Origin of the sequence: Myxococcus sp. CA033 (genome assembly GCF_013336625.1) — a bacterium.
Lineage (GTDB): Bacteria > Myxococcota > Myxococcia > Myxococcales > Myxococcaceae > Myxococcus > Myxococcus llanfairpwllgwyngyllgogerychwyrndrobwllllantysiliogogogochensis.
The window spans coordinates 129,386-145,058 of sequence record NZ_JABUMU010000026.1 but is presented as its reverse complement, the minus strand read 5'-3'; the positions used below and the strand labels follow the sequence as shown (position 1 = coordinate 145,058).

Annotated in this window: 13 protein-coding genes and 1 pseudogene; 7 read left to right on the top strand and 7 right to left on the bottom strand. The window is 68.7% G+C overall.

Annotation, left to right across the window (positions count from 1 at the left end; translation table 11 throughout):
• Positions 1-163: 163 nt before the first annotated feature.
• The 4 genes from HUA78_RS38460 to HUA78_RS38445 form a co-directional block, all read right to left on the bottom strand.
• Positions 164-991 (bottom strand): MerR family transcriptional regulator, encoded by an 828-nt coding sequence (locus HUA78_RS38460; RefSeq protein WP_174478457.1) that lies wholly within the window; start codon positions 989-991, stop codon positions 164-166.
• Complete coding sequence (locus HUA78_RS38455) at positions 988-2,055, bottom strand: alpha/beta fold hydrolase (protein ID WP_174478456.1); 1,068 nt, start codon at positions 2,053-2,055, stop codon at positions 988-990. The genes HUA78_RS38460 and HUA78_RS38455 overlap by 4 nt, the downstream gene beginning before the upstream one ends.
• Before the next feature lie 119 nt (positions 2,056-2,174).
• Positions 2,175-3,638 (bottom strand): SH3 domain-containing protein, encoded by a 1,464-nt coding sequence (locus HUA78_RS38450; protein ID WP_254624126.1) that lies wholly within the window; start codon positions 3,636-3,638, stop codon positions 2,175-2,177.
• Positions 3,639-4,029: 391 nt separating this feature from the next.
• Positions 4,030-4,788 (bottom strand): hypothetical protein, encoded by a 759-nt coding sequence (locus HUA78_RS38445; protein ID WP_254624125.1) that lies wholly within the window; start codon positions 4,786-4,788, stop codon positions 4,030-4,032.
• A gap of 147 nt (positions 4,789-4,935) precedes the next feature.
• Here HUA78_RS38445 and HUA78_RS38440 point away from each other — a divergent pair, with 147 nt between their 5' ends.
• Positions 4,936-5,421 carry a hypothetical protein gene (locus HUA78_RS38440; RefSeq protein ID WP_174478455.1) on the top strand — a complete coding sequence of 162 codons (486 nt, stop codon included), beginning with the start codon at positions 4,936-4,938 and terminating at the stop codon, positions 5,419-5,421.
• A gap of 100 nt (positions 5,422-5,521) precedes the next feature.
• Positions 5,522-5,746, top strand: coding sequence for a hypothetical protein (locus tag HUA78_RS38435; RefSeq protein ID WP_217442756.1), 225 nt, complete (start codon positions 5,522-5,524; stop codon positions 5,744-5,746).
• Between the two features lie 104 nt (positions 5,747-5,850).
• Here the strand turns inward: HUA78_RS38435 and HUA78_RS38430 are convergent, their stop codons facing one another.
• Positions 5,851-6,795: an AraC family transcriptional regulator gene (locus tag HUA78_RS38430; protein ID WP_174478454.1), complete on the bottom strand. Its 945-nt coding sequence runs from the start codon at positions 6,793-6,795 to the stop codon at positions 5,851-5,853.
• A gap of 32 nt (positions 6,796-6,827) precedes the next feature.
• Between HUA78_RS38430 and HUA78_RS38425 the strand changes: the two genes are divergently transcribed.
• Positions 6,828-7,715 carry an SDR family NAD(P)-dependent oxidoreductase gene (locus tag HUA78_RS38425; protein ID WP_174478453.1) on the top strand — a complete coding sequence of 296 codons (888 nt, stop codon included), beginning with the start codon at positions 6,828-6,830 and terminating at the stop codon, positions 7,713-7,715.
• Positions 7,716-7,756: 41 nt separating this feature from the next.
• Here HUA78_RS38425 and HUA78_RS38420 read toward each other — a convergent pair whose 3' ends face one another.
• Positions 7,757-8,635, bottom strand: coding sequence for a PhzF family phenazine biosynthesis protein (locus tag HUA78_RS38420; protein WP_174478452.1), 879 nt, complete (start codon positions 8,633-8,635; stop codon positions 7,757-7,759).
• A gap of 122 nt (positions 8,636-8,757) precedes the next feature.
• On the opposite strand from HUA78_RS38420, the gene HUA78_RS38415 reads away from it, so the two are divergent.
• Positions 8,758-9,651 (top strand): LysR substrate-binding domain-containing protein, encoded by an 894-nt coding sequence (locus HUA78_RS38415; protein WP_174478451.1) that lies wholly within the window; start codon positions 8,758-8,760, stop codon positions 9,649-9,651.
• Between the two features lie 69 nt (positions 9,652-9,720).
• Here the strand turns inward: HUA78_RS38415 and HUA78_RS38410 are convergent, their stop codons facing one another.
• Positions 9,721-10,317: a TetR/AcrR family transcriptional regulator gene (locus tag HUA78_RS38410; RefSeq protein ID WP_174478450.1), complete on the bottom strand. Its 597-nt coding sequence runs from the start codon at positions 10,315-10,317 to the stop codon at positions 9,721-9,723.
• A gap of 119 nt (positions 10,318-10,436) precedes the next feature.
• Between HUA78_RS38410 and HUA78_RS38405 the strand changes: the two genes are divergently transcribed.
• From HUA78_RS38405 to HUA78_RS47855, 3 genes and pseudogenes are all read left to right on the top strand, one after another.
• Complete coding sequence (locus tag HUA78_RS38405) at positions 10,437-11,336, top strand: NmrA family NAD(P)-binding protein (protein ID WP_174478449.1); 900 nt, start codon at positions 10,437-10,439, stop codon at positions 11,334-11,336.
• Between the two features lie 200 nt (positions 11,337-11,536).
• Positions 11,537-13,879: pseudogene (locus tag HUA78_RS47860) on the top strand (serine/threonine-protein kinase); the annotation flags it as partial.
• A gap of 774 nt (positions 13,880-14,653) precedes the next feature.
• Positions 14,654-15,550 (top strand): formylglycine-generating enzyme family protein, encoded by an 897-nt coding sequence (locus tag HUA78_RS47855; RefSeq protein ID WP_371745764.1) that lies wholly within the window; start codon positions 14,654-14,656, stop codon positions 15,548-15,550.
• Positions 15,551-15,673 lie beyond the last annotated feature (123 nt).

Sequence of the window (15,673 nt, the reverse complement as noted above, 5' to 3'; positions counted from 1 at the left end):
GTCCCAGTCTCCCCATCCTCGACGGCGCCCATGTCAGGGCTGTGCAATTCATTGCACAATCCAGAGGTCGATGTGAACGCGGCTGCACAGCCTGGCGCGTACACGCTTCTCCAGTGGCTCCAAGGAAGGCACTGGCTCAGCCCATCCATCGGGAGGGGCTGACTCAGGTCTTGCTTCGAAGCCCGTTCCCCTCCCACGGCAGCGCGAGCTCGGTCAACCAGGAGGCGCTCTCCTGTGTGTCCACGCGCAGGAACGTCTCGCGCAGGGGAAGGGCTGGGGTGCGCTCCTTCGAGTGAAGGGATGCGAAGAGGCGAGCCCAGGATGGGCCCACGGACTGGGGCGCCCCTGAGTGGACGAGCGTGACTGCCTGGACCTCGGGCACCTCCTCGATGGTGACACCTCGTGGAGTGGCTCCTGGTGCCAGGGGGACACACCAGGACACGTCCGCGTCCTCCTCGCGGTACTCCGCCTCGTGAAGGAGGCAGAAGGGCGCACCGGCCACGTGGGGGCCGCACGCTGCGAACAGCCTGGGGAAGGCCACCGACGCGTCGGAGTACCGTCCCCGGGCCCGGTGCACGGCGACGCGGGCCGCGGGGAGCCAGCGCTCGAGGAGTGGCGGTGGTGCGCGCAGGTACGCTTCCGCCTGGGCCTGGTTCCGCAGCAGCGTGTCCAGCGCGAGCACGGAGCGGTGCGCGCTGGCGGCCTCGTCGGCGAGCCGGGCGCGCGCGCGCCCCAGTTGCTCCGCGAGCGAGGCGCCCGTCGCCACCTCCGTGAGCACTCCCTGAATCTCTTCCAGGGACAGTTTCAGGTCGCGCAGCGCGCGCAGCGTGTGGGCCAGGGCGATGTCGCGCTCGGTGTAGTAGCGATAGCCAGAGGAGGGGTCCACGCGCGAGGGTTCGAGCAGTCCCTTCTCCTGGTAGAAGCGCAGGGCCTTCACGGTCAGCCCGGTGATGCGCGAAGTCTCGCCAATGGAATACAGCAGTCCGCTCACCGCTCCTCCTCCAAGAGGAAGGCGCGCACAGTGGCCGCGAAGGACTCGGGTTGCTCCTCGAATGGGAAGTGCCCGCTGTCCGCCAGCTCCACCAGTCGCGCGTGGGGAATCGCCTCTACCACACGCTCCGTGGCCGAGCGCGGCTGGAGGTCCTGGGCGCCATGGATGACGAGCGTGGGCGCGCGCACCCGGCGCAACCAGTCCGTCCAGTCGTGATGCCGGCCCAGGCTCAGGTAGAGCCCCAGCGAGAGAAAGCCTCCCGCGGCACCGGCGCCTGGAAGCTTCGCGTCGGGGCGGGCGTGCCGCGTGGCCTGGACGTACAGGGGGCCGAAGGCGGCGAAGTGCTCGGCGAGTCGGGCCTCGTCGTCCTTCAGGCGGGCAGGGAAGTCGAAGGTGTGCTTCAGCCACGCCGCCAGCTCGCGTTGGCCCGTTGCGTCCAACCGGGCCCTCACCTGGGTGAACAGGTCGCCATCACCCGCGGGCATCGTCACCAACGGGGCGGGTGCCACCAGCACGAGGGCCTCGACCCGCTCCGGCCACTCCGCAGCGTAGAGCGCGGCCACCAGGGCCCCGAAGGAGTGTCCCACGAGCGTGAGGCGCTCCTTGCCCAGCAGGCGCCGGATGCGCTCGAGGTCCGCGAGCTGCGCGGCGAGTCCCAAGCGCAGCTCCACCGCCTGCATGGCCTGCCACGTGCCGCCAGGGGGCGCGTGGGTGAAGGGCCGCGAGGAGGCGCCGCAGCCTCGCTGGTCATAGAAGTGCCAGCGCAGGGCGTCACCCGTCATGGCCGCCGCGCGCCAGGGTTCCGCTGGCGGGAGTCCCGGGCCGCCATGCACGACGACGACGTCCCGCCCATCCCCCACGGGCACGTGGTGGAGCCTTACGTCCGGCGACACCTGCCAGGACGGCCCATCCGCACGTTGTCCTGGGGGAACGTCCAGCGTTTCGCCCCGCGCGGCCAGCAACTGCTCCACGGTGCCTGGTTGGAAGAGCGCTCGCCCCATCCACCACCAGGTGCCCGCTGCCGCCGCGACCAGCAGGACGAGTGTTCCAAGTACTCCCACCATGACCATCCTCCGAGACCTATTTCCGGGTGACATGGAGCGGAGGGTGGCGGTCTCCCCTTGGGGGAGAGTCAAGCGGCGGAGGCCCACGCGAGCATGGAATTCATCGCCCGCGGCCGGGCCTATGGCCGTGTGACGTGCACGAGGCTCGTCATGGCGTCCACGTACAGGGTCGTGTCGTCGGCATACAGCGGCAGCAGAGGCGTGACCGATACCTGGTTCAGCTTCGTCTTGCGGAGCTGCTGCGTGGCCGGGTCCTTGAACACGGCGAACGGGACATCCTGGATGACATAGGGCTCGCCATTGACGTGGCCGATGATCATCAAGACATGACCGGGAACGACGATGAGGTCACCCACCTGCGCTTGGGCCAGCGCGCGCAGCCGCTCGGCGTGCGAGTCCTGTGCAGTGAAGGGGCGGTGGTTCAGCGCCGCGCTCTTGCCTTGCATCCCGGAGTTGGGCGGCAGGAACAGCCCCAGGCTGCGGTACACCTCGCTGGTCAGTCCGCTGCAGTCGCGTGCATTGAACTGGTGCCCCCAGCCGTAGCGCTCGCCGAGGAACTTGAACGCCTGGCGGAGGATGTTGGCGCGTGTCATTGGCAGATAGCCCGGCGCGGTGTCGGCGGTACGGCGCAGCAGCGCGCTCTGGAACGCCAGTGTGCCGTCCTGCTCGCGCACCGGCAGCAGCACCGGCCACGATGCATAGCTGCTGGCGCCGTTGACGGGCTCGCCGGGTGCCACGTCGGCCCGTGGCAGCGCGACCCCCATGTCGAGCTCGAGCTCGGACACCCCTGGTGCTTCCGGCGTGGAAACCGTGCGCACCTGGTCGCCCGTGACGACGCGCCCGGGCGCTTTCGCCACGTACGAGAACACCGCGTCCGCCGAGCCTTCCGCGACATCGGCGCGCCGGACCCATGCGGGACCCTGGGTCGTCATGACGAACAGCCATTGCTGGTCCGCGCTGTGGTGCGCGATGACGACCGGCTCGCCTGGGAAGAGGATGCCGGCCTGCAGGCTTTCGTAGTCGCGCAAGTTCTCCGCCGCGAAGAACTTCCGGTCGGACGGCAGTGACCGCAGGGTCGTGCGCCGCACGCTGAGGCCGTGGCGCGCGGTGGAGGCTTCGGGGATGTGTTCGGTCGCGGTGTTCTGGCGCGGCTCTTCGAGCATTGCCTCCGTCACCGGTCGGCCCTGTTCGTCGATGACTGCCTGGATGGGCGTCTGCTGCGCATCCTTGACCCAGCCGGCGACCTGCGCCCGCGTCAGCGTGGCCGGGATGCGCTTCAGGTCGATCAGGCCGCCATCCGGACCGAAGGCGCGCATGCGCTTGGCCGCCACCTGGTTGGCATCGAGCAGCACCTCGTCGGGAGATGGCGCGCGGCGAATCCAGAACTCGGGCGACAGCATGTCTTCGCTGAACGCGGGCACCCCGGATGGAGACACGGCGAGCGCGGACGGCGCGGCGCAGGCGGCAAGGCTGGCGGTGGTCCCCATCACCGCGAGCGAGAGAATCCGCGTGCGCCATGTGCGTGCGCCAGCCCGGCACGTCGTCGCACGAGGCTGAGTGGAGGGGGATGCCAGGCGGCTCATTCGTTCAACTCCCAGGGGGAAGACGGCTCATGCGGCCGTGCATGCGCGCGGGGGCGAGCAGGTCATCGCACTTGTAACTGGCTGCTCACCCTCAGGCACAACGAACTCTTGGCGAGAGCTATTTCGCAGGCGCGCGGCGTTTTCTCCGGGAGGCAGTCGCTCCAGAAGCTCCTTGAACGGACGGCTCGCCTTGTCGGCTGCTCGCCGCCTTCACGGGCCCACTGAGATGCCCCTCCGTCAGGGCTGTTGTCGCCTCGGAGCTCACGGCTCGTTCACTGGCCGCGATGCGCTGGCTCTCATGGCAGTGACGCGCTCGCGATGCGGCGACCGGGTTTGGGAGGCACATGGGTGCGCTTCTCGCGCAAGCTCATGGCCACTCTCGCGGTCGGGCTCAGCCCAGCCCCGCCGTCACGCTCGCCACCAGCCAGAAGGTCCCCCTCACGATGTTGCCGGGCCGTAGCTGGGGCGTCGCCTCGTCTGCCGCCGCGAGGACGTCATAGGTGCCTCCATAGGTCCGCACGAGGGCGTACTGGAACTGGTGGCCGGTGACGCCGTTGGTGCGCACGTCCGCGGCCTCCACCTGCCCGGCGAAGTAGGCCCGGGGCTCGACCGGGGGAGGAGTGCTGCTCTTCGACAGGAGCGAGGCAGGATTGGGGATGAAGAGCTTCGAGCCCCGCAGCGCCTTCCCCGGCTTGCGCGAGGTCAGGTAGGCCGCCTCGTCCGGCCAGGCCTGCAGCGACTCCGCGAAGGCGCACGGCGCAAGTTCCAGCACCATGCCGGGCCGGATGCGCTCGCGCACCAGCGCGAGGTCATCGAGCTGCGTGGCGAACGGGTAGAGGACGTGGCCTTCGGAGTCGACCATCTCTGCCTTCAGCGGGTCGCAGAGGCGGCAGCTCTCGTGGAGGGCGAAGTCGGTGGCGCGGACCCGCAGGCGCGACTCCGCCCGGAAGCTCGGGATGGCGCACTGCGCCTTGTGCGAGTGGTTGAAGACGAAGCTGTAGCTCGCGCCCGAAGTGTCGGACCATACCTTCAACTCGTGGTCGCGTGTCGTGCCCGCGACCGTGGTGTGTTCCAGCAGGGAGTCCATGACGCGCCCAAAGGCCACCTTGTCGTTGGCGTGGATTCCGATGCAGGCGAAGTGGTTTGCCATCCACTGAAGGTAGCATGCGCCTGTTGCTCCACCGCGCCTCGCGGTTCGTCCAGGACACGCCGCGAAATTGACCTGTGCTACCGTCGAAAACCTGCGCTCGCAGTACCGGGGGCCGTTGAAGTGCTTGATGGATTGGATTGCCGCGCCATGGCTGAAATAACGAATATCGCGACGCAGGTTCGGCAGCACTGGCTGGAACGGCACCTCAACGTCCAGCCGGTCGCGATGAAGGAGGTCGTGGACGCGTGGCGGTCGCTTCCTGGCGTACTTCCGGAAGAATACGAGGCGTTCCTCCGCATCGCCGGGCTTCCAACGGATGAGGATGCCCAGGGGTTTCGTTTCTGGTTGCCGGGGGAGCTTCGCGCGACCGCCGATGTTCTCCGAGACGCAGGGTACTGCTGCAACGCCACGGAGGCGTCTGTCATCTTCGTCGACTACTTTCAGGAGTCGTGGTGGTACGCGCTGTGGGTGTCAGGGCCCTGGAAGGGATACGTGTCTCTCGTCCTGGGCACCAAGAGCGGCAATGATCCTCGGTTCCCGCTAGGGAGCCTGGAGGAGTTCCTGCTGGCGTACATCAAGGACGACGAGGATTTTCTGTGTCGGGGGATGCCGAAGATAGGCGAGGAGCGCTGACGTGGAGGCGAGGCCCGGCGCCCCGCGGCCCCCTGCGCTGTCGAAGGTCTCAGCGGCGGTATAGGTTTCGCGCATGCGCGACCTGCAATCGCACCGATGGATGTGGGTCAAGGCGATCCTCTTCGTCGTCATCGGCCTGATGTCGTCGGCGCTCGTCCTTCTGCAGTTGCCCGAGTGGCGTGTCCTGCTCCTGCTCAGCCTCGCCATCTGGGCCTTCTGCCGCGCCTACTACTTCGCCTTCTACGTCATCGAAAAATACATCGACCCCTCATTTCGTTTCTCCGGCCTTGGCTCTGTCCTCCGCTACCTCATCAACAGGCGATAGCGGTGCGCGCCAAGGTCGTTGTGGGATGCCCGTTCGAGTGCTGGGGGCCGAGGAGGGGAGCACGAGATGGGCAGCCGGCTGCACAGGTGTTGGAGGCGGGACGGCTACGTGTCCGCACGCCTTGGCGACCGCCCCCTGTATGCGCCGGGAGGCATACCGGCCCACGCTCGGAAGGCTCGCGAGAAGGCCTCGTCAGATGCATAGCCAACGGTGCTGGCAATCACCTTGAGGCTCTGGTCAGACGACGCGAGGAGCTGTGCGGCGGCTCGCATGCGCCACGACGTGAGATACGCGAACGGCGTCTCCCCCACGGTGTCGTGGAAGGTCGCCGCGAAGGTCGACCGCGACATCATCGCCTCCTCCGCGAGACGTTCGAGCGTCCATGCTTCTCCTGGCGCGCGATGAATCGCAGCCAGCGCCTTCGTGATTGCCGGGTGTCCGACTCCTCGCAGCCAACTGGCGGTCCGAACATCGAGACCGATGCACGCGCGAACGACCTGAACGAAGAGGAGCTCCGCCAGCCGCGTCAGGACGAGTGAGGCCCCGGGCTTCCGGTCGATAGCCTCGGACGTGAGCGCGGCGACCAGATGCCGCGTCGCCCCCGAGAGCTCTTCGTGTTTCAAGCTCACGACTGGTGGCAGGGCGGTGTCGAAGAGGGCGCGGTCAATCTCGTCGACCTCGAGGGTCCCACAGATGACCTGGGTTCGCGCGCCGGTGCCGCCACCGCGGAAGAAAGAGGTCGCGCTCTTGGACCTGGCGCGAAGCCGCTCGAAGGGCTCGGCGCGCGTCTTGAGCGAGTCCTTGAGCTCGTGCGCCATGCCCGCGCGGACCAGCGCAACACCGCCCGCCAGGAGGGGGAGGGCACGGCGAGTCCCACGCACGGAGAGGACGGCACTTCCTTCTGGGATGACGTAACAGACATAGGCGCCGAGACCCTCGGTGCTGACGCCCCAGGGCGCCGCGAGCTCGCTCGCACCGAAGACGCTCGCGCGAAGCCTCACGGTGGAGAGAAGCGACGTCAGCGCATCGTCGGACGTTCCATCAACCATTCGAGACGCTTCGTAGCAGGTCGTCCGAGACCATGGCACCCGAACTTGAACTCCACGAGGTGCTGATGTCGAGAGACGTTAGAAGAAAGGCCTTCGTCTTCGCCGGTGGGACGAGTGGCATTGGTCGAGCCACAGCGCTCGCGATGGCACGGCGACACGCGGACGTGCTCGTGTTGGGCCGAGATGCCGCACGGGGCGAAGCCACGGCGAAGCTGCTGCGTGACGCCGGAGCCGGTGACGTGCGGTGGGCACGGGCAGACCTCTCGTCGGTCGCGGGCATTGAAGCCGCCGCCCGCGACATCCTGGCCTGGCGCAGGACGTTCGATGGCCTCATCCACTCGGCGATGAACGTGGACCTGCGGGCGCGGACGCGTCAGACGACGGCCGATGGCTACGAACACGCCTTCGGACTGCAATACCTCGCGCGGGCCGGGCTCAACCTGAAGCTCGTCGATGCGCTCGCGGCGTCCGGAGATGGACGGATTCTTCACATCGGCGCCAGCCCTCCCGCGAGGCTCGTGCCGGATGTGGGCGATCTGCAATTCGAGCGTCGCAAGTGGACGCTCACGGCTTCGCTCATGTCGTCGCAGGTGCTCGGCTTCCTGCATGTTCAGGAGGCCGCGCGAAGGTGGAAAGACCTGCCCATCAGCATCGCGATTTCATGCGTGGGCCCTACGACGACCGACTCGATTCGCGAACAGCCGTGGTGGGCCCGCGCGCTGTACGCGCTCATCGCGACGACGCCGGGGCGCTCGGCTGAAAACGGCCTTCGTTTCCTGCTCGACGAGGATGTGCGGCTCGCGCGAGGTGCCGCGCTCAAGAGTCCGAAGAAATATCAGCCCACAGCGATTGCGTACGACGTCGGGCTGGCGGCCAGCGTCTGGAGGCTCACCGAGGCCATGCTGCGCCCGGGTTCGTGACTCGCGCCCAGGATACGAACCAAGTGGGCGTCGAGTGAGTGTCACGTCACCGTGAGCAATCCACGAAGCACCACGACTCCAGAGCCGGAGAGCTCGGGCTCCGGTGTCAGGCGCACATGCAACAAACTGCGCCGGCCCATGTGAACACCCTGCTCGACGACGAGGGTCTTGTCCTCAGCGAGCAGGTCCTCCGAACCCAGGTAGGCGCACAGCGGCCCGGCGGCCGTGCCCGTCGCCGCGTCTTCCCAGAGACCGACCGTGGGGTTGAAGAAGCGCGCATAGGCTGTCCGTGGCGCGGCCGGGTCGAACGCGTAGACATAGCAGCCCTCGGCCCCCGCCGCCGCCAGCACCGAGAGCAACTTGTCACTCATGGGGCGAGCGCGATCAACAGTCAGCGCGTCTCGAACGCGAACCAGGAGATGACCTGCGCCGGTGCTGGCGACGCGGGGCGCCGGGTGCGTCAGAACATCCGCGACAGGCACGGCAAGCGCCTCGGCCAGGGGGCCGACCTCATCAAGTGGCGGAGACAGCTTCAATGGTGACTGCTTCATCCGCCCGTGGATGCGGCCCGCACGTGCCTCGAGCGTGATGGGCAACACGTCTGTACCGATTTCCTGTTGGAAGGTCTTTGGCGCATCCAACGAACCGAGGGCTCCGTGCTCGGCGAGCCACAGCCAGGCCCCGAGCGCATTGTGCCCCGCTCCGAATATCTCCGAGCCGTTCGCGGTGAACGAGCGCAACTTCCAATCGGCACGCGTGCTCTTCAGGAGAAAGGTCGTCTCCGCCTGATTGAATTCGCCTGCGATGCGCCGAAGCGTGTCGTCGGGCAACGCGTCCGCGCCTTCGACGACCGCGAGTGGGTTGCCGCTCAGCGGAGTATCCGCGAACACATCGATCAGCCCGGATGCCAGCTCTGCCATGCGTCTTCTCCTCGGTCGTAGATGAGCTACATTCACCTTGCTCGGACCTGACGGAAACCTAATGAGGCTCCGGCGCCGCCGCAAAAGCGAAGTTCTCACCTTGAAGATGAGCTGGATTCAGCATGCCTCCGTACGAGCTTCCTCCCTTGAACGCGCTGCGCGCCTTCGACGCGGCCGCCCGACATTCCAGCTTCAAGGCCGCCGCCGCGGAGCTCTTCGTGACGCCCACGGCCATCAGCCACCAGGTCCGGCAGCTCGAAGCCTACCTGGGCGTGCGTGTGCTCGACCGGACGCCACGGTCCGTGTCCCTGACGTCGGCCGGCGCGGAGCTGTACGAGGCGGCCGCGGCGGGTTTCGCGGACATCAGCCGGGTTGTCTCACGCCTGCGCAAGGGCCCGACGCCCGTGACGCTGACACTGTCCGCCACCACGGGCTTCTTGAGCCAGTGGCTGGTGCCGCGTCTGGATGAGGTCCGCCGCCTCTTGCCGGACATCGAGTTCCGGCTGCATGCCGGAAACGCGCCCGTGGTGCTGAAAGCGGGCGAAGTCGATGTGGCCATCCGCTATGGCAGGGGCCCGTTTCCGGGGGCCGAGGCCACGGTGCTGAAGCGCGACACCTTCGCCCCCGTGTGCAGCCCGAGACTCAAACTCACGCGCGCCAGCGACCTGCGCCGCGCGAAGCTCATCCACGTCGACGGGCAGCGTGTGCCCAGACCCCCGCCGACGTGGGCACGCTGGTGTGCCGAAGCCGGAGTCACAGGGGTGGATACCGAGGCAGGCATCCGGTTCACGGACGGCCTGCATGCGGTTCAGGCCGCGCTCGCGGGGCAGGGGGTTGCCATCGTCAGCCGGGTCTTGGTGGCCGACGCCTTGTCCGCGGGACTGCTGAGCCAGCCGTTCGTCGAGGTTCTTCGCGGCGAGACCTATCACTTCGTCTGCGCGCCGAGCCTGAGTTCCCGTGCCGACGTCGTCGCCCTCCGGGAGTGGTTTCAACGCAACCTGATGACGCCCCCATGATTCATACCTGTTCGTGGGTCGTCCCAGTCCGCGTGTAACGCATGGGACGAATGCGCTTCGTGGGGTGCCTCAGCGTCGCGCCGACTTCTTTCGCCGACCGCCTTCGGCGGCGCCGAGCAGCATCACGTCGACGACGCGCTCGAGCGTCTCGTCGGTGCAGGTGTCATGGCGGAACAAAATCAGATTCCGGGCGCTGCCGAGCAGGAGGTCACGAACGAGCGGCATGTCGGTGTCCTTCGGGAGCTCGCCGCGCGCCACCGCCCGCTCGAACATCACGAGCGCGTTGCATTCGGAGCGTTCGATTCGCTCTTGGATGACCTTGCAGAGCTCTCCCGTGCCGCCACTGCCAGCGAAGAGCATGCGCATCAGCGACAGCACCACGGGGGAGCGGCAGACCGCGCGATAGCGGCGCAGGTAGTCGAGGAGATCGCCCCGGAGCGAGCCGGTGTTGGGGAAGCTGTCCTGGTCGGACACGCGTTCGAACGCGGCGAGCACCAGCGCCTCCGGCGTTTCCCAGCGGCGATAGATTGTCGTCTTGTTGACGGCGGCACGCTCGGCGACCGCCTCGATTGACAGGTTCTCGTAGCCGACCCGCGCGACCTCTTCGAGGGTCGCCTCGAGAATCTTCGCGACCAGCGGCTCGCCCCGTTGCTGTTTCGAAGCCATCCCGAACGTTCTAGCACGAAAGCAACGAACAAGTTGCTTTGTCCTCCGGGGCCGTTACCTTCAGCAAAGCAACGAACTGGTTGCAATAAAGCGCCGGCCACGTTGCGATGAGGTGGGCCATGAAGACGGTTCTGGTGACGGGAGCCACGGGCAGACAGGGCGGAGCGGCCGCACGCGCACTGCGCGCCGACGGCGTCGCGGTGCGGGCGCTGGTCCGAAACCTGGAGGCGCCGGCAGTGGCGGGGCTCCGCGAGCACGGCGTCGAGATTGCCTCGGGGAATCTTGATGACCCGCCTTCGCTGCGCGCGGCCTGCCGCGGCGTCGACGCGGTCTTCTCGGTGCAGACGCCCGACCTCAAGGACCTCGGAGGCGACTCCGAGACGAGGCATGGGCGGAACCTCGTCGAGGCGGCGCTCGCCGAGCGCGTCCCGCAGTTCGTCCACACATCGGTTTCCGGCGCTGGCGACCATCATCGCGGCGTCCCCGGTTGGAAGGAGGGACGCTGGAAGCCGCTGGAGCATTATTGGGAGAGCAAGGCGTATCTCGACGAGCTCGTGAAGGACGCCGGCTTTCCGCACTGGACCGTGCTGCGGCCGTCCATGTTCATGGAGAACTTCGTGCGCCCGTCATTCCTCTTCGCGAACTGGGTGGAGAATCGGCTGCTGACCGTCCTCAAACCCGACACCCGGCTGTCGCTCATCGCCGTCGACGATATCGGCAAGGCGGTCGCGCGAATCATCGCCGAGCCGGAGCGCTTCGATGGCCGCAACCTCGAACTCGCCGGTGATGTCCGCTCGCTCCGCGAGATATCGGCGGTCCTCTCGGAGGCCTGGAAGACGAAGGTCGAGGCGCCCGACCTGACTCCAGAAGAGGCACTCGCACAGGGCCTCCTCCCCGCGTTCGTCCACTCGCAGCGCTACCTGAACGAAAATCCGAGTCCAGCCCGCCCCGACGAAGCGCGGGCCCTCGGCCTCTCGCCCCGGACCTTCGCGCAATGGGTCCACGCTACGTGGCCTTGAGGTGACCTCATCGCTGAGCCACGCCTGTCCATGAACGTCAGGGCACACCAGGCGGGGCTTGGCGAGGAGTGCCCCTGCCGCGCGTTCGACACGCGGGCGCCGTGGCGCAGGGTCGGACGCAGGCCTGTTGCCGAGAGCGAATAGGCGGAGTGGCCGCCCGCAATCTCCGCGCCGCCCATCAATCCCAGACATCGCCAGGCATGATGCCCTCGTCTCGTTGTCATGCCGCCTCCGAGCACCAGGGCGGCGCTCATGGGGCGGGTGTGAGCAATTGTGAGGCCAGCGCGCCCGGAAGAGAGGTTCGCGCTGGAGTCGCGCTGAAATGGCGTGATGGCGCCGAAAGAGCGTGCCGAATCGGCGTGGTGGCGCCAGAGTTCCGGGGGATGCCGCCTCCCGTATGGTTACCCCCCGGCGAATTCGATGAGTATCGGCTGGTGCGTTTGTTGGGGCAGGGCGCCATGGGGCAGGTGTGGCTCGCGCAAGACACGCTCCTGGAGCGGCAGGTGGCCATCAAGTTCCTCGGCGCGCTCGGGCCCGACGTCGCCCGCAGGGAGCGGTTTCTCATCGAAGCCCGCGCCATCGCTCGCCTGGCGCACCCCAACGTCGTAGCCGTCCATCGCATTGGCACCATCGATGGGCAGCCCTACATGGTGACGGAGCTCATCGAGGGGGGCGGCCTCGACCGGCTCGACAAGCCCATCGCGGGGGAGCGCGCGCTGGCCATCGGCATCGACCTTGCGCGTGGGCTCGCCGCCGCACACCGCGCGGGCATCCTCCACCGGGACCTCAAGCCGGCCAACGCCATGCTCGGGTCCGACGGAGCGAAGCTGCTCGACTTCGGTCTGGCGAAATTCTCCGAGGAGCCCGTCGCCACGGGGCTCCCGCTCATCCCTGGCGCCGAACGCGGGGCGCGAGGGGGCGAGTCGAGTGACGGCGCACCGCGAGCCCTCGCCGCGAATCCCGAGGACACGCTCCCGGGAATCGTCGGACCGGGGCGTGTCACGGAGCCGGTGGTCCCGAGCGTTGCGTCCGCCGCGCTCACGCAAGTGGGAGCGGCGGTGGGAACACCGCTGTACCTCCCACCGGAGTGCTGGCGTGGCGAGCCCGCGACGCGCCGAAGTGACGTCTACGCGCTGGGCGCGCTGCTCTACGAGCTGTGCGCCGGCAAGCCCCCGGTGCGGTTCCTGCCCGAGGGGCCCATCCGCGATGTCGTCGCCGAGCACGCCGCGCGACCGCTCGGGGAGGTGGCGCCGCAGGCGGATGGCCGGCTGGCGGACGTCATCGACCGATGCCTGGAGCGCGACCCGGCGCGGCGCTATGCCTCGGGCGACGCGCTCCGTGAGGCGCTGGAGCGTCTGCTCCAGGCCCACCCCGCCCGCGTGCCCGAGGGAAATCCGTACCGCGGGCTGATGCCGTTCGAGGCGGAGCACCGCGCGCTCTTCTTCGGCCGGAGCTCGGAAGTCCGAGCGGTGGTCGAGCGGCTGAAGTCGAGCGGCCTCGTCGTGGTGGCGGGGGAGTCCGGAGTGGGGAAGAGCTCGCTGTGTCGCGCCGGGGTGCTGCCCGCGGTCAGGGAGGGGGCGCTGGGCGCGGGCAGGAGCTGGCAGAGCCTCACCTGTCTCCCCGGGCGTCATCCGCTCCGCGCCCTGGTGGCGGTCTGCGCGGAGGTGCTCGGCACCCCGCCCGCCGAGCTGGATGCGCGGCTGCGGTCCGAGCCAGGCCTGCTCGCGCGCGAACTCGTGCGGGCCCTGGGGCCCAGGCGGGGCCTGGTGCTCTTCGTCGACCAGCTCGAGGAGTGGGCGTCCTTCGCGGACCGGGAGGAAGCCGGGCTCGCCGCCCGGGCGGTCTCGGAGCTGAGTGCCGGCCTGCCCTCGCTGCGCGTGCTCGCCACGGCACGCAGCGACCTGTTGCATGCGCTGACCTCGCTCCCCTCGCTGGGGTCGGAACTCTCGGGCGCGTTGTTCCTGCTCGGTCCCATTCAGCGCGAGCACCTGCGGCAGCTCATCGAGGACCCTGCTCAGGTCCACGGGGTGCGCTTCGAGTCCGAGGCGATGGTGCAGGGTCTGCTCGAGTTCGCCGCGCAGGGCGGCGCGCTGCCGCTGATTGAGTTCGCGCTGGAGCGCCTGTGGGACAGCCGCGGCGCCGCGACTGTCCTGACCGAACAGGCCCTGGCGTCCATGGGTGGAGTCTCGGGGGCGCTCGCCCAGCATGCGGATGCCCTCTTCCGCCGGCTTCCGCAGCGCGAGGCCCGGGAGGCTCGCGCGATGCTCGTGCGCCTGGTCACCGCGAACGACCAGCGCAGGCCCAGGCTCGAGGTGGAACTCCTGGGAAGCGAGGCGCCCCCCGCGCGGAGAGCCGCGCTGGCCACCCTGGCCCGGGAGCGCATCGTGATGCCTCGCGATTCCGAGGAAGGGACGGCCTGGGAGATTGCCCACGAGGTGCTCCTGCGCGAGTGGCCAGCGCTCAAGCGCTGGCTCTCGGAGGATGCGGAGGTCCGGGCCGTTCGCGAGCGCCTCCAGGCCGCGACTCACGAGTGGGAGCGGCTCGGCCGGCCAGCGGATGCGCTCTGGGGCGGACTCCAACTCGCGGACGCAGGCCGCGTCATCCTCGAGGAGACGTCACCCTCGGAGGCCGCCTTCCTCTCGGCGTCCCGGCGCCGCCAGCGGATGCGGCGTCTTCGGGGGCCGTTGAGTCTGGGCGCCTTGGTGCTGGCGGGGCTGCTCACGTACTCCGCGCAGCGCTGGTCGCACGCGCGCGGGGTGGATGCCCAGGTGGGGCAGCACCTGGCGGAGTCCGCCCGCGAAGCCGAGGCGATGCACCGGGCCCGGGTGGATTGGGAGCGGATGCGCGGCGAGGCATATGCCGCCTTCGACAAGGGGGACTGGCCCCTGGGCGAGCGGAGCTGGGACGCCGCGCTGACGAGGAAGGAGGCCTGGGTGCGTGCCGTGGGGCTCGCGAGCGCCCGGGCCGAGAATGCGTTCCTGCTCGCTCCTGAACGGGCGGAGGTGCGCCGCGCGCTGGCCCGCATCATGGCCGAGCGCGCCGAACTCGCGGAGCTGGAGGGGCGCCAGGGAGAGTACGCGGCGGAACTCGAGCGCCTCCGCCGCCTGGATGACGCGAGCGAGTGGGTGGCGGCCCTGGAGCGGCCCGCGAACGTGCGCGTCGAAATCGAGCCTCCAGAGGCCACCTGGTCGCTCACGCGCATCGAGTCCCTGAATGGACGGTGGAGTGAGCGCCCCGCGCCCATCGAAGCAGGCGGTGCGCTCTCTCCCGGTGCCTACGTGCTCAGCGCGAGCGCGCCCGGGTTCGCGCCGGTGCGCATGCCCTTCGTGGCCTCACGCGGGAAGCTCGTGCCGTTGAAGCTCGGACTGCCTCCCGCGTCACGTGTCCCTGAGGGCTTCGTGTACGTGCCCGCGGGGCCCGTGCTCTTCGGCGCCGCGGGAGACGAGAAGGTGCGTCGTGAGTTCTACGAAGCCGCGCCCCTCCACCCCGTGGCGCTGAAGGCGTTCCTCGTGGGCCGGTACGAGGTCACGTTCGCGGACTGGCTCGCGTTCCTCGAGGAACTCCCCGCCGCCGTGCGCTCGCGGCACCTGCCCAATACGCAGAGTTCCATGGGGGGCACCACGGAGACCGCGTACCAGGAGCTCGCGCGGACGGCTCGGGGGTGGCGGTTCACCTTCGCGCCCATCTCGCAGCGGTACACCGCCCTCGCGGGAGCGCCCATCCGCTACCGGGAGCGCAAGCTGCGCGCCGAGCAGGACTGGCTCCGCTTCCCTGTCTCGGCCATCACGCCCTCGGACATGGAGGCGTACCTGTCCTGGTTGGATGCCACGGGCCGGGTTCCGCACGCGCGGCTGTGTACGGAGCACGAGTGGGAGCGCGCCGCGCGCGGGGCGGACGCGCGGACCCTCCCGCATGGTGAATTGCTCGCGCCGGATGAAGCCAACATCGACGAGACGTACGGGTACCAGGATGCCGCCTACGGCCCCGACGAGGTGGGCAGCCACCCCGCGTCGAATTCTCCGCTGGGTGTCGCGGACATGCTGGGCAACGCGTGGGAAGTCGTGCGCTCGGTGAACGGCGCGAAGGAGTTCGTGGTCCGAGGTGGCTCCTGGCATGTGGGCACCATCTCCGCGCGGATTCCGAACAGCTGGGTGGTGAACCGCGACTTCCGGCAGGTGGATACGGGGTTCCGAGTCTGCGCCGACGTCCCTTGATGGACGCAGCGTGTCGAAGTGCTGCCCGGGGGGCGGTCGCGTTGACGGAACAGGGGTGGCCCGCGACTTGCTATGGGTGTGTTCCGCCATGAACGCAAAAGCCTGCTTGTTGAGTGCATTGGT